A 25,174-nucleotide genomic window follows, 5' to 3' on the forward strand; every position below is an offset into this window, starting at 1 on the left:
TTCACGCATGGCTTGTGGCGAGGGGGCTTACCCCTCTCCACAAGGTTTTGGGTGCACCCAAAGGGTTATTTGAGGGCGGCGAGGATCTCGTCCGGATCAAACCCGCGAATCAACGTGCCATTCACGTCGATCAACGGAATCCCGCGCCCGCCCAATGCCTCATACGCCTTGCGCGCTTCGGCATCCTTCTCGATATCGAACTCCTTGAAAGGAATCCCCTTGCTGTCGAGAAAACGCTTGGTCTGCTTGCAGTAGCCGCACCAGTCGGTGGCATACAGCACGACATTGGCCTGCGCCCGCGTCTGTTCCGCGACCATTTGCGACGGATTGAACACCCGCTCGATCTTGCCCCAGTTCTGATAGACCACGACCACCAGCAGAACCAGCGCGACCTTCTTCAGCACATTGCCAAGCATCAGTTGCGCCGCTTCAACTGATCGGTGAGCGAGGTCGGCAGGCCTTTGATCACCAGAGTGCCAGCCTCTTCGTCGTATTCAATCTTCGAACCCAGCAGGTGCGCTTCGAAACTGATCGACAGGCCTTCGGCGCGGCCGGTAAAGCGACGGAACTGATTGAGCGTGCGTTTATCTGCCGGAATCTCCGGCGACAGGCCGTAGTCCTTGTTGCGGATGTGGTCGTAGAAAGCTTTCGGGCGTTCTTCGTCGATCAGCTCCGAGAGCTCTTCAAGGCCCATCGGTTCGCCGAGCTTGGCCTGGCTGCTGGCGTAATCGACCAGGGTCTTGGTTTTCTCGCGGGCGGAATCTTCCGGCAGGTCTTCGCTCTCGACGAAATCGCTGAAGGCCTTGAGCAGCGTGCGGGTCTCGCCCGGGCCGTCGACGCCTTCCTGGCAGCCGATGAAGTCGCGAAAGTACTCCGAGACCTTTTTGCCGTTCTTGCCCTTGATGAACGAAATGTACTGCTTGGACTGCTTGTTGTTCTGCCACTCGGAGATGTTGATTCGCGCCGCGAGGTGCAACTGGCCGAGGTCCAGGTGACGCGACGGGGTTACGTCCAGTTCGTCCGTGACGGCCACGCCTTCGCTGTGGTGCAGCAGGGCGATGGCCAGGTAATCGGTCATGCCTTGCTGGTAGTGGGCGAACAGCACGTGACCACCGACCGACAGGTTCGACTCTTCCATCAACTTCTGCAGATGTTCGACCGCGACTTTGCTGAACGCGGTGAAGTCTTTGCCGCCCTCCATGTATTCCTTCAGCCAGCCGCTGAACGGGAACGCACCGGACTCCGGGTGGAACAGGCCCCAGGCTTTGCCCTGTTTGGCGTTGTAGCTCTCGTTGAGGTCGGCGAGCATGTTCTCGATGGCTGCGGACTCGGCCAGCTCCGTGTCACGGGCGTGCAGAACTGCGGGCGTGCCGTCGGGTTTTTTGTCGATCAGGTGGACGATGCAATGACGGATCGGCATGGGCTTCTCGGCTGTTGGAAGGGAGGAGGGCAGGCTCCCCCGAAAAAGCGCCCAGTGTACCGCAACCACTGGTTTTGGAGCGGGTTGCCGGGCAAAACCGGGGCGCACACTGACGCATAGACGTTTTTTTACCGATTTAGAGCAATAAAGCTGACCAAATGGGTAGCTAGAGGCGGATATTTCCCCGTCTCTGTGCTAGTTTTGCCCGGTCTTACGCGAAGTCACTGCGTTAAGCGTGCATTCAGCATTTGTCAGGTCGAACCAAACCCTGATTTCGGTATCTATAACCCCGACTCGTCGTGGTTATCGCCGAGGGTGCCAGATCCAGAAGATCGGGCTCGATGGCTGACACTGCACTCTGCAATCCATATGAATTTGATAGGGAAGGAACACTACATGGCTCTTACTAAAGACCAACTGATCGCCGACATCGCTGAAGCTATCGACGCGCCGAAAACCACCGCGCGTAACGCTCTGGACCAACTGGGCCAAATCGTTGCTGATCAGCTGGAAAACGGCGGCGAAATCACCTTGCCAGGTATCGGCAAGCTGAAAGTGACCGAGCGTCCTGCCCGCACTGGCCGTAACCCTTCGACTGGCGCTGCCATCGAAATCCCTGCCAAGAAAGTGATCAAGCTGGTTGTGGCCAAAGGCCTGACCGACGCTGTGAACAAGTAAGACGCAGCGATAAAAAACCGTGCTCCGGAGCGATCCGGGCACGGTTTTTTTGTGCCTGCGATTTGGCTATGACTGCAACACCGCAAACCAATGTGGGAGCGGGCTTGCTCGCGAAAGCGGTGGGCCAGTCACCTTCAGTGTCGACTGATAAACTGCATTCGCGAGCAAGCCCGCTCCCACAAGTAAATCCGTGTTAGCGGGTCCAGCGCTCGCGACGCCAGATCTGCTGCTCGGACTTGGTCTGGAAGGTCCAGGCGACGAAGCGGCTCTGCTTCTGCCCCTGCGACATCTCGACGACCTGACTTTCCAGCACGCCGGCCTTCTTCAGCGCGGTCTCGATCGCCGGCAGGTTGGAGGCTTTCGACACTAGCGTGCTGAACCACAGGACCTTGTGCTGGAAGTTTGCGCTTTCGGCGATCAGTTGCGTCACGAAACGTGCTTCGCCGCCTTCACACCATAGCTCGGCCGACTGGCCGCCGAAGTTCAGCACCGGCAGTTTGCGTTTTGGATCGGCCTTGCCCAGTGCGCGCCATTTGCGTTCGCTGCCCTTGGTCGCTTCATCCATCGAGGCGTGGAACGGCGGGTTGCACATGGTCAGGTCAAAACGCTCGCCCGGCTCCAGCAGGCCGATCAGGATGTGCTTGCGGTTTTCCTGCTGACGCAGCTTGATGACCTTGCTCAGATCGTTCGACTGGACGATGGCTCTGGCGGCAGCCACAGCCGTCGGGTCGATTTCCGAGCCGAGGAAGTGCCAGCGGTATTCGCTGTTACCGATCAGCGGATACACGCAGTTGGCGCCCATGCCGATGTCCAGCACGTTGACGATCGCACCGCGCGGCACCTTGCCGTCGTTCATGCTGGCCAAAAGGTCCGCGAGGAAGTGCACGTAATCGGCGCGACCCGGCACCGGCGGGCACAGATAATCGGCCGGAATGTCCCAATGCTGAATGCCGTAGAACGACTTGAGCAGCGCCCGGTTGAACACACGCACCGCGTCCGGGCTGGCGAAGTCGATACTCTCCTTGCCGTACGGATTGATGATCACGAACTTCGCCAGTTCCGGCGTGGTCTTGATCAGCGCCGGGAAGTCGTAACGACCCTGATGGCGATTGCGCGGGTGCAGGCTGGCCTCTTTACGCGGCTCCACGGGCTTGGCCGGGGTGGCGGAGTCAGGCTTCTTGCGCGCAGGTTTCGGTGTACGTGGGGCGTTCATGGGCGTTGTCGATTCGGGTATGGCTGAAAGTGGCGGCTATTGTCCCACATCTGAGGGCAACTCCGTTCAAACTGTGGGGGCGGGCTTGCTCGCGAAGGTGGTTTCACATCCAGCGGATTTGTCGACGGACACACCGCTTTCGCGAGCAAGCCCGCTCCCACAGGAGATTTGTGGTGATTCTTGAACAAAAAAGGGAGGCCATTGCGGGCCTCCCTGTTTCATTGCGCATTGCCCTTACAGGCTGGAAATCCGCGCGTGCTGCTCGGCTAGCTTGCCCAGAGCCTGTTCGGCTTCGGTCAGTTTGGCGCGCTCTTTCTCGATGACTTCGGCCGGAGCCTTGTCAACGAAACCGGCGTTGGACAGTTTGCCGCCAACACGCTGGACTTCGCCCTGCAGACGCAGGATTTCCTTGTCCAGACGCGCCAGCTCGGCGCCCTTGTCGATCAGACCGGCCATCGGCACCAGCACTTCCATCTCGCCTACCAGAGCGGTGGCGGACAGCGGCGCTTCTTCGCCAGCGGCGAGAACGGTGATCGATTCCAGACGCGCCAGCTTCTTCAGCAGCGCTTCGTTCTCGGTCAGGCGACGCTGGTCTTCAGCGCTGACGTTCTTCAGGTAGATCGGCAGCGGTTTGCCCGGGCCGATGTTCATTTCGCCACGGATGTTACGCGTGCCGAGCATCAGGCCCTTGAGCCATTCGATGTCGTCTTCGGCGGCCGGATCGATGCGTTCTTCGTTGGCCACCGGCCATGCTTGCAGCATGATCGTCTTGCCCTGAATGCCGGCCAGCGGCGCGATGCGCTGCCAGATTTCTTCCGTGATGAACGGCATGAATGGATGCGCCAGACGCAGTGCCACTTCCAGTACGCGCACCAGCGTGCGACGGGTGCCGCGCTGACGTTCGACCGGCGCGTTTTCGTCCCACAGCACAGGCTTGGACAGTTCCAGGTACCAGTCGCAGTACTGGTTCCAGATGAACTCGTACAGCGCTTGTGCCGCCAGGTCGAAACGGAACTGATCCAGTTGACGAGTCACTTCGGCTTCGGTGCGTTGCAGCTGCGAGATGATCCAGCGATCCGCCAGCGACAGCTCGTAGGCTTCGCCGTTCTGGCCGCAGTCTTCGCCCTTGTCCAGAACATAACGCGCGGCGTTCCAGATCTTGTTGCAGAAGTTGCGATAGCCTTCGACGCGGCCCATGTCGAACTTGATGTCGCGACCGGTGGATGCCAGCGAGCAGAAGGTGAAGCGCAGGGCGTCAGTGCCGTAGCTGGCGATGCCGTCGGCGAACTCGTCGCGGGTCTGCTTCTCGATCTTCTTCGCCAGTTTGGGCTGCATCATGCCGGAGGTGCGTTTCTGCACCAGCTCTTCCAGCTCGATACCGTCGATGATGTCCAGCGGGTCAAGGACGTTGCCCTTGGACTTGGACATCTTCTGGCCCTGGCCATCGCGCACTAGACCATGTACGTAAACGGTTTTGAACGGAACCTGCGGGGTGCCGTCCTCGTTCTTGATCAGGTGCATCGTCAGCATGATCATCCGGGCGACCCAGAAGAAAATGATGTCGAAGCCGGTGACCAGCACGTCGGTGGAGTGGAATTTCTTCAGGAACTCGGTCTTTTCCGGCCAGCCCAGGGTGGAGAACGTCCACAGTCCCGAACTGAACCAAGTGTCGAGTACGTCGTTGTCCTGTTGCAGCGCTACATCCGGGCCGAGATTGTGCTTGGCGCGCACTTCGGCTTCGTCGCGACCGACGTAGACCTTGCCCGACTCGTCGTACCAGGCCGGAATCCGGTGGCCCCACCACAGCTGACGGCTGATGCACCAGTCCTGGATGTCGCGCATCCACGAGAAGTACATGTTTTCGTACTGCTTCGGCACAAACTGGATGCGACCGTCTTCAACGGCAGCAATCGCAGGCTCGGCCAGCGGTTTAGTGGACACGTACCACTGGTCGGTCAGCCACGGCTCGATGACGGTGCCGGAGCGGTCGCCTTTCGGCACTTTCAGGTTGTGGTCGTCGACGCTGACCAGCAGACCGGCGGCGTCGAACGCAGCAACGATCTGCTTACGCGCTTCGAAACGCTCGAGACCGGCGTACTCGGCCGGGATTTTGCCGTCGATGCTCTCGTTCAGCGTGCCGTCGAGGTTGAACACCTGAGCGGCTGGCAGCACGTTGGCGTTCTTGTCGAAGATGTTCAGCAGCGGCAGGTTGTGGCGCTTGCCGACTTCGTAGTCGTTGAAGTCGTGGGCCGGGGTGATTTTCACGCAACCGGTGCCGAATTCTGGATCGCAGTAATCGTCGGCGATGATCGGAATGCGGCGGCCGACCAGCGGCAGCTCGACAAATTTGCCGATCAGGGCTTTGTAGCGCTCGTCGTTCGGGTTAACCGCCACGGCGGAGTCGCCGAGCATGGTTTCCGGACGGGTGGTCGCGACGATCAGGAAGTCATTGCCTTCAGCGGTTTTCGCGCCGTCGGCCAGCGGGTACTTCAGGTTCCACAGGAAACCTTTCTCGTCGTGGTTTTCCACTTCGAGGTCGGAAATCGCCGTGTGCAGTTTGGTGTCCCAGTTGACCAGGCGCTTGCCGCGATAGATCAGGCCGTCCTCGTGCAGGCGCACGAACGCCTCTTTAACGGCTTCCGAGAGGCCGTCGTCCATGGTGAAGCGCTCGCGGCTCCAGTCCACGGACGAGCCGAGACGGCGGATCTGACGGCTGATGTTGCCGCCGGACTGATCCTTCCACTCCCAGACTTTCTCGAGGAATTTCTCGCGGCCCAGATCGTGACGGTTCTGGCCGGTGGCTTCGAGTTGACGCTCGACCAGCATCTGCGTGGCGATACCGGCGTGGTCGGTGCCCGGCTGCCACAGGGTGTTGCGACCCTGCATGCGGCGGAAACGGATCAGGGCATCCATGATCGCGTTGTTGAAACCGTGACCCATGTGCAGGCTGCCGGTGACGTTCGGCGGCGGGATCATGATGGTGTAGGAATCGCCCGCGCCTTGCGGTGCGAAATAGTTCTCGGACTCCCAGGTGTTGTACCAGGAAGTTTCAATGGCGTGCGGCTGGTAGGTCTTATCCATGCGCGGCGGGACCCTATTGGCATTTATTCAGGAAAAGCCGGGAAGTATAGCGGGGCATGGGGCCGAGGGCGACTGTGGCGAGGGGATTTATCCCCGTTCGGCTGCGCAGCAGACGTTATCCAGATAAATGGGTATTGTGAATGAAGAGCAGGGGCCCCTACGCGACCCAGCGGGGATAAATCCCCTCGCCACAGGGGGGCGCCCCGATTAATCGTATTGGCTGAGCAACCGTTCCATCCGCGCCTCGAGGCGGCGTTTGATTTCGGTTTCGATGTGCGGCGCGAAGTCGTCGATCACGTCCTGCATGATCAATTGCGCGGCGGCGCGCAGTTCGCTGTCCAGGTGCAGCAGGGCGTCCGGGCCTTTGTCGACGGTGGCGGCAGGTTGCGCGGCAGGCGCCGGGGCGGGAGCCGGTTGTGGTTCGACGACCGCTGGCTCGTTGCCAACCGAGTCGAACAACATTGGAATCTGTTCCTGCTCACCCTCATCGACCGTGTCGGTCAGCAGTGGCGGTTGCAGGTTGTCATCGCCGAGCAACTGGCGGATCGATTCGAGATCGTCCAGCAGATGTGTCGGCTTTTGCTGCGGTTTCGGAGTGTCCATTGGAATGCTCAGAGTCGCTGTAATCGGTGATCTTGCAGAGGATAGCCCTGTTCGCGGTAGAAGCGAAAACTCTCCCGCGCGGCCGCACGAATCGTCGGATCTTCGACCACCACTTCCGCCACTCGGGCGAACTTGTTGGCGAAAGCCGGGACTTTCAAGTCGAGATTGACCAGCAAATCCTGATGCTCGCCGCAGTCATCACCCAATCCCAACACAATCAGACCGTCCGGTTCGCTGTCAGCCGGGCCGTGGGGCACGAACGTTTCGCCCTTGAATGCCCACAGGCGCGCATCGAGATCGTCACGCTGGGCCGCGTCGCTGCAATGCAGGTAGATGCGGTGGCCCATGCGCCAGGCTTTTTCGGTGAGCTTGCAGGCAAAGTCCAGGCGTGCCGAAGGATCGGCGCTGGGCAGGATATAAAAGTCGACTTTGGTCATTGCGGTTCCAGAGCGGTAAGCGGCGTCACCCGAGAGTGACGCCGCCCGTCAGCAGTTTCAGGCCTTGGCGCGATCCAGCAGGTACTGGGTCAGCAACGGCACCGGACGGCCAGTGGCGCCCTTGTCCTTGCCGCCGCTGGTCCACGCGGTGCCCGCGATGTCCAGGTGCGCCCAGTTGAGGTTCTTGGTGAAGCGCGACAGGAAGCACGCGGCGGTGATGGTGCCGGCCTTCGGCCCACCGATGTTGGCGATGTCGGCGAACGGGCTGTCCAGTTGCTCCTGGTACTCGTCGAACAGCGGCAGTTGCCAGGCGCGGTCGTCGGCAGCCTTGCCGGCGCTCAGCAGTTGGCCGATCAGTTCGTCGTTGTTGCCCAGCAGGCCCGAAGTGTGGGCGCCCAGTGCGACCACGCAAGCGCCGGTCAGGGTGGCGATGTCGATCACCGCTTGCGGCTTGAAGCGCTCGGAGTAGGTCAGGGCGTCGCACAGCACCAGACGGCCTTCGGCGTCGGTGTTGAGGATTTCCACGGTCTGGCCGCTCATGGTGGTGACGATGTCGCCCGGACGGGTCGCATTGCCGCTTGGCATGTTTTCGGCGCAGGCGAGGATGCACACCAGGTTGATCGGCAGTTTCAGTTCGAGAACGGCACGCAGGGTACCGAACACGGAGGCAGCGCCGCCCATGTCGTATTTCATTTCGTCCATGCCGGCGCCCGGCTTCAGGCTGATGCCGCCGGTGTCGAAGGTGATGCCTTTGCCGACCAGTGCGTACGGCTTCTCGGACTTCTTGCCGCCGTTGTATTGCATGACGATCAGGCGTGGCGGCTGGGCGCTGCCCTGGCCGACGGCGTAGAACGAGCCCATGCCCAGCGACTTGATCTTCTTCTCGTCGAGCACTTCGACTTTCAGATCCTTGAACTCTTTGCCCAGGTTCTTGGCTTGTTCGCCGAGGAACGTCGGGTGGCAGATGTTCGGCGGCAGGTTGCCCAGGTCACGGGTGAACGCCATGCCGTTGGCGATCGCAGTGGCGTGATTCACCGCGCGCTGCACTTCGGCTTGTGCAGCCTTGATGGTCAACAGGGTGATTTTCTTCAGTGCACGGGGCTCGGCTTTCTGGCTCTTGAACTGGTCGAAAGAATATTCGCCATCCACCAGGGTTTCGGCCAGCAGACGGGTCTTGCCGTAACTGTCACGGTTTTTAACAATAATTTCATCCAGCGCCAGCACGGCGTCGCTGCCGCCCAGGCCTTTCAGGGTATTGAGGATGCCGGCAACGATTTTGCGGAACGGACGGTCGCCCAGTTCTTCATCCTTGCCCACGCCGACCAGCAGTACGCGGTCGGCTTTCAGGTTCGGCAGGCTGTGCAGCAACAGGCTTTGGCCAACTTTGCCGGCCAGATCGCCACGCTTGAGTACCGCGCTGATCGCGCCGCCGCTCAGTTCGTCGACCTGTTTGGCGGCGACGCCGAGTTTGCGGCCTTCGCCGACGGCAACCACCAGGGTGGCGGTTTTCAACGTTTCTGGGCTAACGCTTTTTACAACCAGTTCCATGTCCGGATCCCTGAATGAATGGTCAACATGCAGGCGTTCGACGGTGTCCGCAGTCGCCTGCTTATAGATAGAAGAGGCGCAGGCCAAAGCCTGCGACAAGGGCCGCAGTTTGAACCTCGCTCCCCGCGCCTGACAACCCTCGGTTGTACGATCTTCAACGTAATGCGCAAGCCGATGAGTGTGCGCAGTGACAGCCGCCCCCAATCACAGGATAATGCCGCATCTTTTTTCGACGGCTCTGCGTTGCGGGCCGGTCGATGTGTTTGCTTGTTTGGCCGCCTTAGCCTGACAACCCTGGAGTGTCTGGTTTGATCGTCTTCCGTTATCTGTCCCGCGAAGTCCTGTTGACCCTCAGTGCCGTGAGTGCCGTGCTGCTGGTCATCATCATGAGCGGTCGTTTCATCAAATACCTCGCTCAGGCCGCTGCCGGCCAGCTCGATCCGGGCTCGCTGTTCCTGATCATGGGCTATCGCCTGCCGGGTTTCCTCCAACTGATCCTGCCGCTGGGCCTGTTTCTCGGGATCCTGCTGGCTTACGGTCGCCTGTACCTCGAAAGTGAAATGACCGTGCTCTCGGCGACCGGCATGAGCCAGCAACGCCTGCTGCGCATGACCCTGTTTCCGGCGACGCTGGTGGCATTGGTCGTGGCATGGCTGAGCCTGGGCCTGGCCCCGCAAGGCGCCAACCAGTTCCAGTTGCTGCTGAACAAACAGGACGCGTTGACCGAATTCGACACTCTCGAACCGGGTCGCTTCCAGGCGCTGCGTGACGGTACCCGGGTGACCTACACCGAAACCCTGAGCGACGACCGGGTCAATCTGGGCAGCGTATTCATTTCGCAGAAGAACCTCGGTGCTGATCAAAAGGATCGCGGGATCTCCGTGCTGGTGGCCGAAAAGGGGCGTCAGGAAGTCCGTTCCGACGGCAATCGCTACCTGATCCTCGACAACGGCTATCGCTACGATGGCAGCCCGGGTCAGGCGGATTACCGCGCCATCCATTACGAAACCTACGGCGTGTTGCTGCCAAAACCGGACGTCAGCGAAGAAGTCACCGACCGCGACGCCATGCCGACATCGAGCTTGCTGGGCAGTGACGACATCCGCTCGAAAACCGAACTGCAATGGCGTATGTCCCTGCCATTACTGGTGTTCATCGTGACCCTGATGGCGGTGCCGCTGTCGCGCGTCAACCCGCGCCAGGGGCGTTTCCTCAAGTTGCTGCCGGCGATTCTTCTTTATATGGCTTACCTGACCATCCTGATTGCCGCCCGCGGCGCCCTTGAAAAAGGCAAGATTCCAGCGGCCCTCGGCTTGTGGTGGGTGCACGCGATCTTCCTGTTCATCGGCCTCGGCTTGCTGTACTGGGAGCCTTTGCGCCTGAAGATGGCCAGTCGTCGTGCTGCCGCGCTGGAGGTGGCCCGTGGTTAAACTCGACCGCTACATCGGCAGCAGTGTACTCATGGCGATCATCGCCGTGCTGGCAATCATTCTGGGTCTGGCGACCCTGTTTGCCTTCATCGACGAGATGGGTGACGTCAGTGACACCTACACCCTGGTGGATGTCTTGAGCTTTGTTGTGCTCACCGCGCCGCGCCGTCTCTATGAGATGCTGCCAATGGCGGCGCTGATCGGCTGCCTGATCGGCCTCGGCAGTCTGGCCAGCAGCAGTGAGCTGACGGTCATGCGCGCGGCGGGTGTTTCCATCGGCCGTATCGTCTGGGCAGTAATGAAGCCGATGCTGGTGCTGATGCTGGCCGGCGTGTTGATCGGTGAGTATGTTGCTCCGGCCACGGAAAGCATGGCCCAGGCCAATCGCTCTCTGGCTCAAGGCACCGGCGATGCGCAAAGCGCCAAACACGGTATGTGGCACCGTCAGGGTGAGGAGTTCATCCACATCAACGCCGTACAGCCGAATGGCTTGTTGTATGGCGTGACCCGCTATCACTTCGATAAGGAGCGCCACCTGCTGAGTTCGAGCTTCGCCAAAAAGGCCGAGTTTGACGGCACGCACTGGCAGCTCACCGATGTGGCGACCACGGTGTTTCATGAGCGCAGCACCGAAGTGGTGAATACACCGAGCGAGCGCTGGGATGTCGCATTGAGCCCGCAACTTTTGAGCACCGTGGTCATGACCCCGGAAACGCTGTCGATTTCGGGTCTGTGGGGTTACATCCACTACCTGTCCGAACAGGGCCTGAGCAACGGGCGCTACTGGCTGGCATTTTGGGTCAAGGTGTTGCAGCCGTTGGTGACGGCTGCCCTGGTGTTGATGGCGATCTCTTTCATCTTTGGTCCGCTGCGTTCGGTGACCCTCGGTCAGCGAGTATTCACCGGTGTGTTGGTGGGCTTCACCTTCCGCATCGTTCAGGATTTGCTTGGCCCGTCGAGCCTGGTGTTCGGTTTCTCGCCGCTGTTTGCGGTGCTGGTGCCGGCCGGGGTCTGTGCGCTGGCAGGTGTCTGGCTGCTGCGTCGAGCCGGTTGATGAACAAGCATTCATCCATCGTTTAACCCCTGAAAACGCCTCGGTCGACAGATCGGGGCGTTTTTGCATGCAATCCGGGTGACAGGCGAACGTGACGCTTGCGCCGTGTATCAGGTACAATTCCCGGCTATTTTTCGGCGGGCCAAGCCTGCAGCCTTTTTGAGTGTTGATCCGTGAGTGATTTGAGTCATATCCGCAATTTCTCCATCATCGCCCACATTGACCATGGCAAGTCGACGCTGGCTGACCGTTTCATCCAGATGTGCGGTGGCCTGGCCGAGCGTGAAATGGAAGCCCAGGTACTGGATTCCATGGATCTGGAGCGCGAACGCGGGATCACCATCAAGGCCCACAGCGTTACCCTCTATTACAAAGCCAAAGATGGCGTCACCTACCAGCTGAACTTCATTGACACCCCGGGCCACGTCGACTTCACCTACGAAGTCAGCCGTTCCCTGGCCGCGTGTGAAGGTGCCTTGCTGGTGGTCGATGCCGGTCAAGGTGTTGAAGCCCAGTCCGTAGCCAACTGCTACACCGCCATCGAGCAGGGCCTTGAGGTCATGCCGGTGCTGAACAAGATCGACCTGCCGCAGGCCGAGCCGGACCGCGTCAAGGACGAGATCGAGAAGATCATCGGCATCGACGCCACCGACGCCGTCACCTGCAGCGCCAAGACCGGCCTGGGTGTCGACGAAGTGCTCGAGCGTCTGGTCGCGACCATTCCTGCGCCGACCGGCAACATCGAAGATCCGCTGCAAGCGTTGATCATCGACTCCTGGTTCGACAACTACCTGGGCGTTGTCTCCCTCGTGCGCGTGCGTCATGGCCGCGTGAAAAAGGGCGACAAGATCCTCGTCAAGTCCACCGGCAAGGTACACCTGGTCGACAGCGTCGGCGTATTCAACCCGAAACACACCGCTACCGCAGACCTGAAGGCCGGCGAAGTGGGCTTCATCATTGCCAGCATCAAGGACATTCATGGTGCGCCAGTCGGTGACACCCTGACCCTGAGCTCCACGCCGGATGTTCCGGTACTGCCGGGTTTCAAACGCATTCAGCCACAGGTTTACGCCGGTCTGTTCCCGGTCAGCTCCGACGACTTCGAAGATTTCCGCGAAGCGCTGCAAAAGCTGACCCTCAACGACTCGTCGCTGCAGTACACCCCGGAAAGCTCCGACGCACTGGGCTTCGGCTTCCGTTGCGGCTTCCTCGGCATGCTGCACATGGAGATCATCCAGGAGCGCCTGGAGCGCGAGTACGACCTGGATCTGATCACCACGGCGCCGACGGTAATCTTTGAGCTGGTGCTGAAAACCGGTGAAACAATTTACGTCGACAACCCGTCGAAGCTGCCTGACGTGTCTGCCATCGAAGACATGCGCGAGCCGATCGTGCGCGCCAACATCCTCGTACCGCAAGAACACCTGGGTAACGTCATCACTCTGTGCATCGAGAAGCGTGGCGTTCAAGTTGACATGCTGTTCCTCGGCAATCAGGTGCAAGTGACCTACGACTTGCCGATGAACGAAGTGGTGCTGGACTTCTTCGACCGTCTCAAATCCACCAGCCGCGGCTATGCTTCGCTGGATTACCATTTCGATCGTTACCAATCGGCTAATCTGGTGAAACTGGACGTGCTGATCAACGGCGACAAGGTCGATGCCCTGGCGTTGATCGTGCACCGTGACAACTCGCACTTCAAAGGTCGCCAGTTGACCGAGAAGATGAAAGAACTGATTCCTCGTCAGATGTTCGACGTGGCCATTCAGGCTGCCATCGGCGGTCAGATTGTTGCGCGGACAACCGTCAAGGCTCTCAGAAAGAACGTATTGGCCAAATGCTACGGTGGTGACGTCAGCCGTAAGAAGAAACTGCTGGAGAAGCAGAAGGCCGGTAAGAAACGCATGAAGCAGGTCGGCAACGTGGAAATTCCACAAGAAGCCTTCCTTGCTGTGCTCAGGTTGGAATAGTCAGGTCCTATGTCACTAAATTTCCCGCTGTTGCTGGTCATCGCCGTGTTCGTCTGCGGCCTGTTGGCGTTGCTCGATCTGCTGTTCCTGGCGCCGCGTCGGCGTGCTGCCATTGCCTCTTATCAAGGCAGTGTCAGCCAGCCTGATGTCGTGGTGGTCGAGAAACTGAACAAAGAGCCGCTGCTGGTCGAGTACGGCAAGTCGTTCTTCCCGGTGTTGTTCATAGTGCTGGTGCTGCGTTCGTTCCTGGTGGAACCGTTCCAGATTCCTTCCGGTTCGATGAAACCGACTCTGGACGTCGGCGACTTCATTCTGGTGAACAAGTTTTCTTACGGGATCCGCCTGCCGGTGATCGACAAGAAAATTATCGAAGTCGGTGATCCGCAGCGTGGTGATGTGATGGTGTTCCGCTACCCGAGCGATCCGAATGTCAACTACATCAAGCGTGTGGTTGGCCTGCCGGGCGACACGGTGCGTTACACCGCTGACAAGCGTCTGTTCGTCAATGGCGAATCGATTGCCGAGCAAATGGTCGGTTCCGAGCCGGGTACGCTGGGCAGTGCCGAGCTCTACAAGGAAAAACTTGGCGCCGCCGAACACTTGATCCGCAAGGAAATGAGCCGCTACCGCGCCACGCCGGACCACTCGTGGACCGTGCCGGCCGGGCACTATTTCATGATGGGCGACAACCGCGACAACTCGAACGACAGTCGCTACTGGGATGATCCGAACATTCCCAAGGATCTGCTGGGCATGGTTCCCGACCGGAATATCGTCGGCAAGGCCTTTGCGGTCTGGATGAGCTGGCCGGAACCGAAACTCAGTCACCTGCCGAATTTCTCGCGGGTTGGCCTGATCAAGTAATCAAACACGGCGCTGTTGACCACAGCGCCGAATGCATTTCTGGAGTCGCCACAATCGGCTCCGGGGCATGAAGCCACGATATTCAGGATGTAATTTTTGAACACAGCGTTAATTGTCCCAGGCCTGCGCCGTATCCCGGCGATGGCGGTGGAATCCAGCCACGAACTCAGCGTGGGTAAACCGTGAGCGTTTCTCTAAGCCGTCTCGAGCGCCAGCTCGGTTACACCTTCAAGGACCAGGAGCTGATGCTGCTGGCCCTCACGCACCGCAGTTTTGCCGGGCGCAACAACGAACGCCTGGAATTCCTTGGCGATGCCATCCTCAACTTCGTCGCCGGCGAGGCGCTGTTCGATCGCTTCCCGTTGGCCCGCGAAGGCCAGTTGTCGCGTTTGCGCGCGCGCCTGGTGAAAGGTGAGACGCTGGCCGTACTGGCTCGCGGTTTTGACCTTGGCGATTACCTGCGACTGGGTTCCGGCGAGTTGAAGAGTGGCGGTTTCCGTCGCGAATCGATTCTGGCCGACGCGCTCGAAGCGTTGATCGGCGCGATTTACCTCGACGCCGGCATGGACGTCGCCCGCGAGCGCGTACTGGCCTGGCTGGCCGGCGAGTTCGAAGGCCTGACGCTGGTCGATACCAACAAGGATCCGAAAACCCGTCTGCAGGAACACCTGCAATCGCGCGGTTGCGAACTGCCACGCTACGAAGTGGTGGATATCCAGGGCGAGCCGCACTGCCGAACCTTCTTCGTCGAGTGCGAAGTTGTCTTACTGAATGAAAAAAGCCGGGGTCAGGGTGTGAGCCGTCGTATTGCCGAACAGGTAGCGGCCGCCGCAGCACTGATTGCCCTGGGCGTGGAGAATGGCAATGACTGATACAAACGCAACTCGCTGTGGCTACGTTGCCATCGTCGGCCGTCCCAACGTCGGTAAGTCGACGCTGCTGAACCACATCCTCGGCCAGAAGCTGGCGATCACTTCGCGCAAGCCGCAGACCACCCGTCACAACATGCTCGGGATCAAAACCGAAGGTGATGTGCAGGCGATCTATGTCGACACCCCCGGCATGCACAAGGGTGGCGAAAAGGCCCTGAACCGTTACATGAACAAGACCGCTTCGGCAGCGTTGAAAGACGTCGACGTGGTGATCTTCGTGGTTGACCGCACCAAGTGGACCGAAGAAGACCAGATGGTGCTGGAACGCGTGCAGTACGTGACCGGGCCACTGATCGTTGCGCTGAACAAGACCGACCGCATCGAAGACAAAGCCGAGCTGATGCCGCACCTGAGCTGGCTGCAGGAACAACTGCCTAACGCGCAGATCATCCCGATTTCGGCGCAGCACGGGCACAACCTCGACGCGCTGGAAAAGGTCATTGCCGATCATCTGCCGGAGAACGACCACTTCTTCCCCGAAGACCAGATCACTGACCGCAGCAGCCGTTTCCTCGCCGCCGAACTGGTGCGCGAGAAAATCATGCGCCAGATGGGCGCCGAGCTGCCCTACCAGATCACCGTCGAAATCGAAGAGTTCAAGCAGCAGGGCAAGACCTTGCATATCCATGCGCTGATCCTCGTCGAGCGTGACGGCCAGAAAAAAATCATCATCGGCGACAAGGGCGAGCGCATCAAACGCATCGGCACCGAAGCGCGCAAGGACATGGAGCTGCTGTTCGACTCCAAGATCATGCTCAACCTGTGGGTCAAGGTGAAGGGCGGTTGGTCCGATGACGAGCGTGCATTGCGTTCGCTGGGTTACGGCGACCTGTAACACCGGTTTTCTGTTACACCAGAGAACCCCCTGTGGGAGCGGGCTTGCTCGCGAATACGCAGTGTCAGTCGACAGATATTCCGGCTGATTCACCGCTTTCGCGAGCAAGCCCGCTCCCACAGTAGTTTCGGGTTGTGAGTCAATCTGCGTTTCTTCATCGAGAACTCCATGTCGCAAACCCCACCTCCCGCGCAACCCGCATACGTCCTGCATTCGCGCGCCTACCGCGAAAGTAGCGCGTTGGTGGATTTCCTCACGCCGCAAGGGCGGCTGCGGGCGGTGTTGCGCAGTGCGCGGGGCAAGGCCGGGACATTGGCGCGACCGTTCGTGCCGCTGGAAGTAGAGTTTCGTGGCAAGGGTGAGCTGAAGAATGTCGGGCGCATGGAAAGTGCCGGCAACGCCACCTGGATGGTCGGCGAAGCGCTGTTCAGCGGGCTCTACCTCAATGAACTGCTGATCCGCTTGCTCCCCGCTGAAGACCCGCACCCGGCGGTGTTCGATCATTACGCTGCAACGTTGCTTGCGCTGGCTGAAGGCAGGCCACTGGAGCCGTTGTTGCGCTCGTTCGAATGGCGCTTGCTGGACGATCTCGGTTACGGCTTCTCCCTGAACACCGATATCCACAGCGAACCGGTCGTGCCGGACGGTCTCTATCGCCTGCAAGTGGACGCCGGGCTTGAACGGGTGTTTCTGTTGCAGCCGGGTCTGTTCAACGGCACCGAACTGCTGGCCATGGCCGAAGCCGACTGGACCGCTACCGGCGCACTGTCGGCGGCCAAGCGTCTGATGCGTCAGGCACTGGCCGTTCATCTCGGTGGCCGTCCCCTCGTCAGCCGCGAGCTATTTCGCAAGCCCTGATATGCTGTGCGCCGAATCTTTCCCTTCAGGAGCGCATCCGTGACTACCAGCAATCGCATTCTTCTTGGCGTGAATATCGACCACGTCGCCACCCTGCGTCAGGCTCGGGGCACGCGCTACCCGGATCCGGTCAAGGCAGCGCTGGACGCGGAAGAGGCGGGCGCCGATGGCATCACCGTGCACCTGCGCGAAGACCGCCGGCACATTCAAGAGCGCGATGTATTGCTGCTCAAGGATGTGCTGCAGACCCGCATGAACTTCGAAATGGGCGTCACCGAAGAGATGATGGCGTTCGCTGAACGCATCCGTCCGGCGCACATTTGTCTGGTGCCGGAAACCCGTCAGGAACTGACCACTGAAGGCGGTCTGGACGTGGCGGGACAGGAAGAGCGCATCCGGGCTGCGGTTGAGCGACTGTCGAAGATCGGCAGCGAAGTGTCGCTGTTCATCGATGCCGATGAGCGTCAGATTGCCGCGTCGAAGCGCGTCGGTGCGCCGGCGATCGAGCTGCACACCGGGCGTTATGCCGATGCCGAAACCCCGACCGAAGTGGCAGAAGAATTGAAACGTGTTGCGGACGGTGTGGCGTTTGGTCTGGCGCAGGGGCTGATCGTCAATGCCGGTCATGGCCTGCACTATCACAACGTTGAGGCAGTGGCGGCGATCAAGGGCATCAACGAACTGAACATCGGCCATGCGCTGGTTGCGCATGCGTTGTTCGTGGGCTTCAAGTCTGCAGTGTCCGAGATGAAAGCGTTGATTCTGGCCGCTGCCAGGCATTAATGGTCACCGCATAACAACGGTGGGAGCGGGCTTGCTCGCGAAAGCGGTGTGTCAGTCAAAGATTATGTCGACTGATACGACGCATTCGCGAGCAAGCCCGCTCCCACATGGGTTCGGTGTTGGTTAGAGCGGGGCAGGTTCTTGCGCCGGTTTCGACTTGTCGATACCGGGCACATGCAGGTTGCCTTCAGCCACCTGATCACCTTCAAGCTGCGGCTGCGTGACCCACGTCAGGATGTCGTAGTAGCGACGGATGTTGGCCACAAAGTGCACAGGCTCGCCGCCGCGGGCGTAGCCGTAGCGAGTCTTGCTATACCACTGCTTCTGCGACAGGCGCGGCAGGATCTTCTTCACATCCAGCCATTTGTCCGGGTTCAACCCTTCCTTGGCCGTCAGTTTGCGCGCGTCATCCAGATGGCCGCTGCCGACGTTGTACGCCGCCAGGGCAAACCATGTCCGGTCTGGCTCCTTGATCGAGTCGTCGAGCTGATCCTTCATATACGCCAGGTACTTGGCGCCGCCCATGATGCTTTGTTTCGGATCGAGACGATTGGACACGCCCATGGCCTGAGCGGTGTTCTGAGTCAGCATCATCAAGCCGCGCACGCCGGTTTTCGACGTCACCGCCGGTTGCCACAGCGATTCCTGATAACCGATGGCCGCCAGCAGGCGCCAGTCGACTTTCTCTTTCTTGGCGTAGTTCTTGAAGTGCTGTTCGTACTTGGGCAGGCGCTGCTGCAAGTGCTGGGCAAACGTGGTTGCGCCCATGTAACCGAGGACATCGACATGTCCGTAATAGCGATCTTTCAGGCGCTGCAAGGTGCCATTCTTCTGCACCTTGTCCAGATACGCGTTGATCTCGTTGAGCAGGCTGTTGTCTTCGCCTGGCGCCACAGCCCAGCTCTGGCTGCGCGCGTCGCCAAGGTCGAACGCCACGCGAATATTGGTGAAGTACACCTGATTCATCGCCACTTCGTTGGAGTCGACCAGCGTCAGGTCGATCTGACCTTCATCGACCATACGCAGCAGGTCGACTACCTCGACGGCGTCGGATTCTTCGTATTCGATGCCGGGATATTTCTGTTTCAGTTCCGCCAGTTGTTCGGCGTGGGTGCTGCCCTTTAGCACCATGATCTTCTTGCCGACCAGATCACCGGGATCCGTAGGCCTTGACTGGCCGTTGCGATAAATGATCTGTGGAGTGACTTCAAGGTAGGAGTGGGAGAAGCGCACCTGCTTCTTGCGCTCTTCGCTGCTGACCAGGCCGGCTGCAGCGAGTACCGGGCCGTTCGGTTTGCCGATCTGACTGAAAAGATCGTCGAGGTTGTCGGCGGTCTCGATTTTCAGCTCGACCCCCAAATCGTCGGCGAAGCGCTTCACCAGCTCGTATTCGAAGCCGGTTTCACCGCTGCGATCCTGAAAGTAGGTGGCGGGGCTGTTTCGGGTAATCACCCGCAGCACGCCATCCTCCTTTACGCGCTCGAGTGTGTTGGGTTTATCAACACAGCCACCGAGCATCAGGAAGAGTCCGGTTGCGATCAGCCATTTGGCGTACCGCGGACGCAAAGCCGTTGGGAAAAACATTTGCGCAGTATACGCAAACGGCCACGGGCGCCATATCTCGACAGCGACGGGCTTGTCTGCTAGAGATCACAAATCCTGCACAAACCCCGCAGGAACGGGGCTTGAGGGCAATTTGTTACAGTAAAAATAAGCCTTCTTGAAAGCGTGCCTGAATTTGACTTGAAAATCAGAAACACACTTTGAGGTGCGAGTGCAACCGTGCGTAGCGTTTCGGGTGATGTTGAGGGCGGTTTAGGCTAGAATGCACGGCCTCAAAGCACACCCCTTCCCGAGGCTGTCCCGAAGATGTTGATCCTGCGCGGCGCTCCTGCCCTTTCTGCCTTTCGCCACAGCAAACTCCTTGAGCAACTGAGCCAGAAGGTTCCAGCTGTCAGTGGCCTGTATGCTGAATTCGCTCACTTCGCCGAAGTCACCGGCGTCCTGACCGGCGACGAACAGCAGGTGCTTGCGCGCCTTCTGAAGTACGGCCCAAGCGTTCCGGTACAAGAGCCGACCGGCCGTCTGTTTCTGGTGTTGCCGCGTTTCGGCACCATCTCGCCATGGTCGAGCAAGGCCAGCGACATCGCCCGCAACTGCGGTCTGAGCAAGATCCAGCGTCTGGAACGCGGTATCGCGTTCTACGTGGCCGGTCAGTTCAGCGAAGCCGAAGCCCAGCAGATTGCCGATGTCCTGCACGACCGCATGACCCAGATCGTTCTGGCCAACCTCGAACAGGCCGCCGGCCTGTTCAGCCACGCCGAACCGAAGCCGCTGACCGCCATCGACATCCTCGGCGGCGGTCGCGCTGCGCTGGAAAAGGCCAACACCGAGCTGGGTCTGGCCTTGGCCGAAGACGAGATCGATTACCTGGTCAACGCCTTCAACGGTCTCAAGCGCAACCCGCACGACATCGAACTGATGATGTTCGCCCAGGCCAACTCCGAGCACTGCCGCCACAAGATCTTCAACGCCAGTTGGGATATTGACGGCGAGAGCCAGGAAAAAAGCCTGTTCGGCATGATCAAGAACACCTATCAGATGCACAGCGAAGGCGTGCTGTCCGCTTATAAGGACAACGCTTCGGTGATCGTCGGCAACGTCGCCGGCCGCTTCTTCCCGGATCCGGAAACCCGTCAGTACGGCGCGGTGCAGGAGCCGGTGCACATTCTGATGAAGGTCGAAACCCACAACCACCCGACCGCGATTGCCCCGTTCCCGGGCGCATCGACCGGTTCCGGTGGCGAGATCCGCGACGAAGGCGCAACCGGTCGTGGTGCCAAGCCGAAGGCTGGCCTGACTGGTTTCACCGTGTCGAACCTGCAGATTCCGGGCTTCGAACAGCCGTGGGAAGTGCCGTACGGCAAGCCTGAGCGCATCGTTACCGCGCTGGACATCATGATCGAAGGCCCGCTCGGCGGCGCTGCGTTCAACAACGAATTCGGCCGTCCGGCCCTGACCGGTTACTTCCGTACCTTCGAGCAATCGATCACCACTCCGCACGGTGACGAAGTTCGCGGTTACCACAAGCCGATCATGCTGGCTGGCGGCATGGGCAACATCCGTGAAGAACACGTCAAGAAAGGCGAGATCGTCGTCGGCTCCAAGCTGATCGTCCTCGGCGGCCCGGCGATGCTGATCGGTCTGGGCGGCGGCGCCGCTTCCTCCATGGCCACCGGCACCAGCTCGGCGGATCTGGACTTCGCATCGGTTCAGCGTGAAAACCCTGAAATGGAGCGTCGCTGCCAGGAAGTCATCGACCGTTGCTGGCAACTGGGTGACAAGAACCCGATCAGCTTCATCCACGACGTGGGTGCGGGCGGTCTGTCCAACGCCTTCCCGGAACTGGTCAACGACGGCGACCGCGGTGGCCGTTTCGAACTGCGCAACATTCCAAACGACGAGCCGGGCATGGCCCCGCACGAAATCTGGTCCAACGAATCGCAGGAACGTTACGTTCTGGCGGTCGGCCCGGCCGACTTCGAGCGCTTCAAGGCCATCTGTGAACGTGAGCGTTGCCCGTTTGCCGTCGTCGGTGAAGCCACTGCCGAACCGCAACTGACCGTGACTGACAGCCACTTCGGCAACAACCCGGTGGACATGCCACTGGAAGTGTTGCTGGGCAAAGCTCCGCGCATGCACCGTTCGGTAACCCGTGAAGCCGAACTGGGCGATGACTTCGATCCGTCGAACCTCGACATCAGCGAGTCCATCGAACGCGTTCTGCATCACCCGGCTGTGGCAAGCAAGAGCTTCCTGATCACCATCGGCGACCGCACCATCACCGGCCTCGTGGCCCGTGACCAGATGGTCGGCCCATGGCAGGTTCCGGTGGCCGACGTCGCCGTCACCGCCACCAGTTTCGACGTCTACACCGGTGAAGCGATGGCAATGGGCGAGCGTACTCCGCTGGCACTGCTGGACGCTCCAGCGTCGGGCCGCATGGCCATCGGCGAAACCCTGACCAACATTGCCGCTTCGCGCATCAACAAGATCTCCGACATCAAACTGTCGGCGAACTGGATGTCGGCTGCCGGACACCCGGGCGAAGATGCGCGTCTGTACGACACCGTGAAAGCGGTTGGTATGGAACTGTGCCCTGAGCTGGGTATCACCATTCCGGTGGGCAAGGACTCGATGTCCATGGCCACCCGTTGGAACGACAACGGCGAAGAAAAAACCGTAACCTCGCCGATGTCGCTGATCGTGACCGGTTTCGCGCCAGTGGCTGACATCCGTCAGACCCTGACCCCGGAACTGCGCATGGACAAGGGCACCACCGACCTGATCCTGATCGACCTCGGTCGCGGTCAGAATCGCATGGGCGCTTCGATCCTTGCTCAAGTCCACGGCAAACTCGGCAAACACGCGCCGGACGTCGATGACGCCGAAGACCTGAAAGCATTCTTCGCCGTGATCCAGGGCCTCAACGCCGACGGTCATCTCCTGGCTTACCACGACCGTTCCGACGGTGGTCTGCTGACTTCCGTAGTGGAAATGGCCTTCGCCGGCCACTGCGGTCTGAGCCTGAACCTCGACAGCGTTGCCGAGTCCTCGGCCGAAATCGCTGCGATCCTGTTCAACGAAGAACTGGGTGCGGTTATCCAGGTTCGTCAGGACGCCACGCCAGACATCCTCGCGCAATTCAGCGCGGCCGGTCTGGGCGACTGCGTCTCTGTGATCGGTCAGCCGATCAACAATGGCCAGATCAACATCACCTTCAACGGTGACACCGTGTTCGAAGGCCAGCGGCGTCTGCTGCAGCGTACCTGGGCTGAAACCAGCTACCAGATCCAGCGTCTGCGCGACAACGCTGACTGCGCCGAGCAAGAGTTCGACGTGCTGCTGGAAGAAGACAACCCGGGCCTCAGCGTCAAGCTCAGCTACGACGTCAACCAGGACATCGCCGCGCCTTACATCAAGAAAGGCATCCGCCCACAGGTTGCCGTGCTGCGTGAGCAGGGCGTCAACGGTCAGGTCGAAATGGCCGCCGCGTTCGACCGCGCCGGCTTCAACGCGATCGACGTGCACATGAGCGACATTCTCGCCGGCCGTGTCGACCTGAACGAGTTCAAGGGTCTGGTGGCCTGCGGTGGCTTCTCCTACGGCGACGTTCTCGGTGCCGGTGAAGGCTGGGCCAAGTCCGCACTGTTCAACAGCCGTGCCCGCGATGCGTTCCAGGGCTTCTTCGAACGTAACGACAGCTTCACCCTCGGTGTGTGCAACGGTTGCCAGATGATGTCCAACCTGCACGAACTGATCCCGGGCAGCGAGTTCTGGCCGCACTTCGTGCGTAACCGCTCCGAGCAGTTCGAAGCGCGCGTGGCGATGGTGCAGATCCAGGAGTCGAACTCGATCTTCCTGCAGGGCATGGCCGGTTCGCGTATGCCGATCGCCATCGCTCACGGTGAAGGTCACGCCGAGTTCTCCAGCGAAGAAGCACTGCTGGAAGCCGATCTGTCGGGTTGCGTGGCGATGCGTTTCGTCGACAACCATGGCAAGGTCACCGAGCGTTATCCGGCCAACCCGAACGGTTCGCCGCGCGGGATTACCGGTCTCACCAGCCGTGATGGCCGTGTGACTATCATGATGCCGCACCCGGAGCGTGTGTTCCGTGCCGTGCAGAACTCGTGGCGTTCGGAAGACTGGAACGAAGACGCACCTTGGATGCGTATGTTCCGTAATGCGCGTGTGTGGGTGAACTAAGCGTCGTGTACAAGCTCGCGTTTTTTGTTCCTGACAGTCATGTCGAGGTGGTCAAGGCCGCTGTTTTCGCTGCCGGTGGCGGGCGAATCGGTGACTATGACCACTGTGCGTGGCAGGTGCTTGGTCTGGGCCAGTTTCGACCGTTGGACGGCAGTCAGCCGTTCATTGGTGAGGCGGGGCAGGTTGAGCGGGTTGAGGAATGGAAGGTTGAGCTTGTGGTGGCGGATGAGTTGATCGTTGCTGTTGTGGCGGCGCTCATGTTGAGCCATCCCTATGAAACGCCGGCTTATGAGGTGTGGCGGCTGGAAGATTTCTGATCTTTCTTGCTGCTGAAACGGGAAACCCGCAGATGAGTGATTGTCGGCGGGTTTTTTGTTGCCTGCGATGTTCTGGTTGACTGGGCGCATATCCATTTCTGCGGTCACGGCTACTTAGGGTTTCGCCCTTACGGCGACTCACTTTTTTTACAAACGCCTAAAAAAAGTAAGCAAAAAAACGCTTGCCCCAACGTTCGGCCCACTCGCTAAAGCTCGGGGTTCCTTCGCTCCGGAATTCATCCGGGCGCATCGCCTCCGGTTTGCTGCGCTGCACCTCCTCTCGATGCATTTGGCTGCGCCAAACGGTCGCTGCGCTCCCACCCCCGGATGAATCCCTCCACTCAGCCTGCCGACGGGGCCGGTGGATCAAGATCAAAAGCCGCAGCCGAGCTTGCGCTCATCCTGTTGAGTGGTGAGGAGCACTGCGCGTTCGACTTTGGTTTTGTGGTGGATTCGCCCCTCATCGGAACGCCGCCCGCCCGGCCCTCTCCCGAGGGAGAGGGCGCCGATTGGCGGGCTTTTCAAGATTTGAATTCGACTCGGTATTTCACGTCGGCGTATTTCCACCAAACACCTCGATCAGTCCCCTCTCCCTCTGGGAGAGGGCTAGGGTGAGGGTTTGCTTTGGTCTGTTTAGATATGTGTAGAAGTAGCAGAACCTTCCCACAATGTTTTCAGGTTGTCCGTCGGACGCCCGCTCTCTAGGCTTTGTCTGTCGCTGCCAATTCAGCGATCGGGCGTGAGATCCCCGGAATGCTTGCAACTAGCGCCAACACCACGATAATTGGCGCCAGCTCGATGCTGCCTGTTTTATGGCGGCTGTGTGCGGGCAGACTTCGGTCTGGCCGGTTGCCTGCTCCGGTGGATCTCACCCTGCACATAGCTGCCACCTCTTCGCCGCGTGAGATCCGGCGAACGATGGCATCCTCACTTGCAGTAGCAGGAGTTGAATTTTGGACAAGCTAACACCAGATCCACCCCCCGAAACCACCACCCCAGTCGAAGCCGCCATCCGCGCCGAAGACTTGGCAAAAAACCGCGAAGCCATCAAACGCGCCCTCGATTTCTACCTCAGCCCCGAACCCGCCAAACCCCGACAACCGAGCACGATGTTCCTCGTCCCCCCAGCGTCGACACCGAAAGCCTGCTCGCCCACGCCTGTGAATCGTTGGCCTCAGCAAATGCCATGGCCAGCAACTTCGCAACCGAGCTAGGCGGCTTGCAACGCAGCACGGCACTGGCCATCCAGCAAATCATCATGCTCGCCGAACTCCCGGTAAACCGAGCACTGGATCGGGTCGACCCACAAACCTGATTCATCAGGCTCACCGCGTCATCGTTCTTCGCGAGCAAGCCCGCTCCCACAGGGGGATTGCATTTCAAAG

Annotated in this window: 19 protein-coding genes and 1 pseudogene; 12 read left to right on the forward strand and 8 right to left on the reverse strand. The window is 59.9% G+C overall.

What is annotated here, in order from left to right; all coding sequences use genetic code 11:
- Nucleotides 1-65 precede the first annotated feature (65 nt).
- Together F2P67_RS01010 and yejK are read right to left on the reverse strand one after the other, a co-directional pair.
- Nucleotides 66-416, reverse strand: coding sequence for a glutaredoxin family protein (locus tag F2P67_RS01010; protein WP_034154584.1), 351 nt, complete (start codon nt 414-416; stop codon nt 66-68).
- Nucleotides 416-1,420, reverse strand: coding sequence for a nucleoid-associated protein YejK (gene yejK, locus F2P67_RS01015; protein WP_166216252.1), 1,005 nt, complete (start codon nt 1,418-1,420; stop codon nt 416-418). The genes F2P67_RS01010 and yejK overlap by 1 nt, the downstream gene beginning before the upstream one ends.
- 396 nt (nt 1,421-1,816) lie before the next feature.
- Here yejK and F2P67_RS01020 point away from each other — a divergent pair, with 396 nt between their 5' ends.
- A complete protein-coding gene (locus tag F2P67_RS01020; RefSeq protein ID WP_003221909.1) occupies nt 1,817-2,098 on the forward strand; it encodes an HU family DNA-binding protein in 282 nt (93 codons plus the stop codon).
- A 193-nt stretch (nt 2,099-2,291) separates the two neighbouring features.
- Here the strand turns inward: F2P67_RS01020 and rlmF are convergent, their stop codons facing one another.
- From rlmF to F2P67_RS01045, 5 genes are all read right to left on the reverse strand, one after another.
- Nucleotides 2,292-3,311, reverse strand: coding sequence for a 23S rRNA (adenine(1618)-N(6))-methyltransferase RlmF (rlmF, locus tag F2P67_RS01025; RefSeq protein WP_166216255.1), 1,020 nt, complete (start codon nt 3,309-3,311; stop codon nt 2,292-2,294).
- Nucleotides 3,312-3,545: 234 nt separating this feature from the next.
- Nucleotides 3,546-6,392 carry a valine--tRNA ligase gene (locus F2P67_RS01030; RefSeq protein ID WP_166216275.1) on the reverse strand — a complete coding sequence of 949 codons (2,847 nt, stop codon included), beginning with the start codon at nt 6,390-6,392 and terminating at the stop codon, nt 3,546-3,548.
- Nucleotides 6,393-6,599: 207 nt separating this feature from the next.
- A complete protein-coding gene (locus F2P67_RS01035) occupies nt 6,600-6,995 on the reverse strand; it encodes a DNA polymerase III subunit chi (protein WP_166216278.1) in 396 nt (131 codons plus the stop codon).
- 8 nt (nt 6,996-7,003) lie between these two features.
- Nucleotides 7,004-7,432, reverse strand: coding sequence for a DNA polymerase III subunit chi (locus F2P67_RS01040; RefSeq protein WP_166216281.1), 429 nt, complete (start codon nt 7,430-7,432; stop codon nt 7,004-7,006).
- Between the two features lie 57 nt (nt 7,433-7,489).
- Entirely contained in the window at nt 7,490-8,980 is a 1,491-nt protein-coding gene (locus tag F2P67_RS01045; RefSeq protein ID WP_166216284.1) for a leucyl aminopeptidase, read from the reverse strand.
- Nucleotides 8,981-9,288: 308 nt separating this feature from the next.
- Here F2P67_RS01045 and lptF point away from each other — a divergent pair, with 308 nt between their 5' ends.
- The 8 genes from lptF (at nt 9,289) to pdxJ (ending at nt 17,706) form a co-directional block, all read left to right on the forward strand.
- Nucleotides 9,289-10,410 (forward strand): LPS export ABC transporter permease LptF, encoded by a 1,122-nt coding sequence (lptF, locus tag F2P67_RS01050; protein ID WP_166216287.1) that lies wholly within the window; start codon nt 9,289-9,291, stop codon nt 10,408-10,410.
- Complete coding sequence (gene lptG / locus F2P67_RS01055) at nt 10,403-11,464, forward strand: LPS export ABC transporter permease LptG (protein ID WP_166216290.1); 1,062 nt, start codon at nt 10,403-10,405, stop codon at nt 11,462-11,464. Before lptF ends, lptG begins: the two co-directional genes overlap by 8 nt.
- 173 nt (nt 11,465-11,637) lie before the next feature.
- Nucleotides 11,638-13,434 (forward strand): translation elongation factor 4, encoded by a 1,797-nt coding sequence (lepA, locus tag F2P67_RS01060; protein ID WP_085608162.1) that lies wholly within the window; start codon nt 11,638-11,640, stop codon nt 13,432-13,434.
- A gap of 9 nt (nt 13,435-13,443) precedes the next feature.
- Nucleotides 13,444-14,298, forward strand: a complete 855-nt coding sequence (gene lepB, locus F2P67_RS01065; protein WP_166216293.1) for a signal peptidase I — start codon at nt 13,444-13,446, stop codon at nt 14,296-14,298.
- Nucleotides 14,299-14,480: 182 nt separating this feature from the next.
- On the forward strand, nt 14,481-15,170 hold the full coding sequence (gene rnc, locus F2P67_RS01070) for a ribonuclease III (protein WP_024011703.1): 690 nt from the start codon (nt 14,481-14,483) through the stop codon (nt 15,168-15,170).
- On the forward strand, nt 15,163-16,065 hold the full coding sequence (gene era / locus F2P67_RS01075) for a GTPase Era (RefSeq protein WP_003221935.1): 903 nt from the start codon (nt 15,163-15,165) through the stop codon (nt 16,063-16,065). Before rnc ends, era begins: the two co-directional genes overlap by 8 nt.
- Before the next feature lie 168 nt (nt 16,066-16,233).
- A complete protein-coding gene (gene recO / locus F2P67_RS01080; RefSeq protein WP_166216296.1) occupies nt 16,234-16,923 on the forward strand; it encodes a DNA repair protein RecO in 690 nt (229 codons plus the stop codon).
- A gap of 39 nt (nt 16,924-16,962) precedes the next feature.
- Entirely contained in the window at nt 16,963-17,706 is a 744-nt protein-coding gene (gene pdxJ, locus F2P67_RS01085) for a pyridoxine 5'-phosphate synthase (RefSeq protein ID WP_166216299.1), read from the forward strand.
- Nucleotides 17,707-17,829: 123 nt separating this feature from the next.
- Here the strand turns inward: pdxJ and mltF are convergent, their stop codons facing one another.
- Nucleotides 17,830-19,290: a membrane-bound lytic murein transglycosylase MltF gene (gene mltF, locus F2P67_RS01090; RefSeq protein WP_166216301.1), complete on the reverse strand. Its 1,461-nt coding sequence runs from the start codon at nt 19,288-19,290 to the stop codon at nt 17,830-17,832.
- A 285-nt stretch (nt 19,291-19,575) separates the two neighbouring features.
- On the opposite strand from mltF, the gene purL reads away from it, so the two are divergent.
- From purL to F2P67_RS01105, 3 genes and pseudogenes are all read left to right on the forward strand, one after another.
- On the forward strand, nt 19,576-23,472 hold the full coding sequence (gene purL, locus F2P67_RS01095; protein WP_166216304.1) for a phosphoribosylformylglycinamidine synthase: 3,897 nt from the start codon (nt 19,576-19,578) through the stop codon (nt 23,470-23,472).
- Nucleotides 23,473-23,477: 5 nt separating this feature from the next.
- Complete coding sequence (locus F2P67_RS01100; protein WP_166216307.1) at nt 23,478-23,789, forward strand: YqfO family protein; 312 nt, start codon at nt 23,478-23,480, stop codon at nt 23,787-23,789.
- A gap of 953 nt (nt 23,790-24,742) precedes the next feature.
- Nucleotides 24,743-25,104: pseudogene (locus F2P67_RS01105) on the forward strand (DUF6124 family protein).
- The last annotated feature ends 70 nt before the right edge of the window (nt 25,105-25,174 follow it).

This window comes from Pseudomonas atagonensis (assembly GCF_011369485.1).
GTDB lineage: Bacteria > Pseudomonadota > Gammaproteobacteria > Pseudomonadales > Pseudomonadaceae > Aquipseudomonas > Aquipseudomonas atagonensis.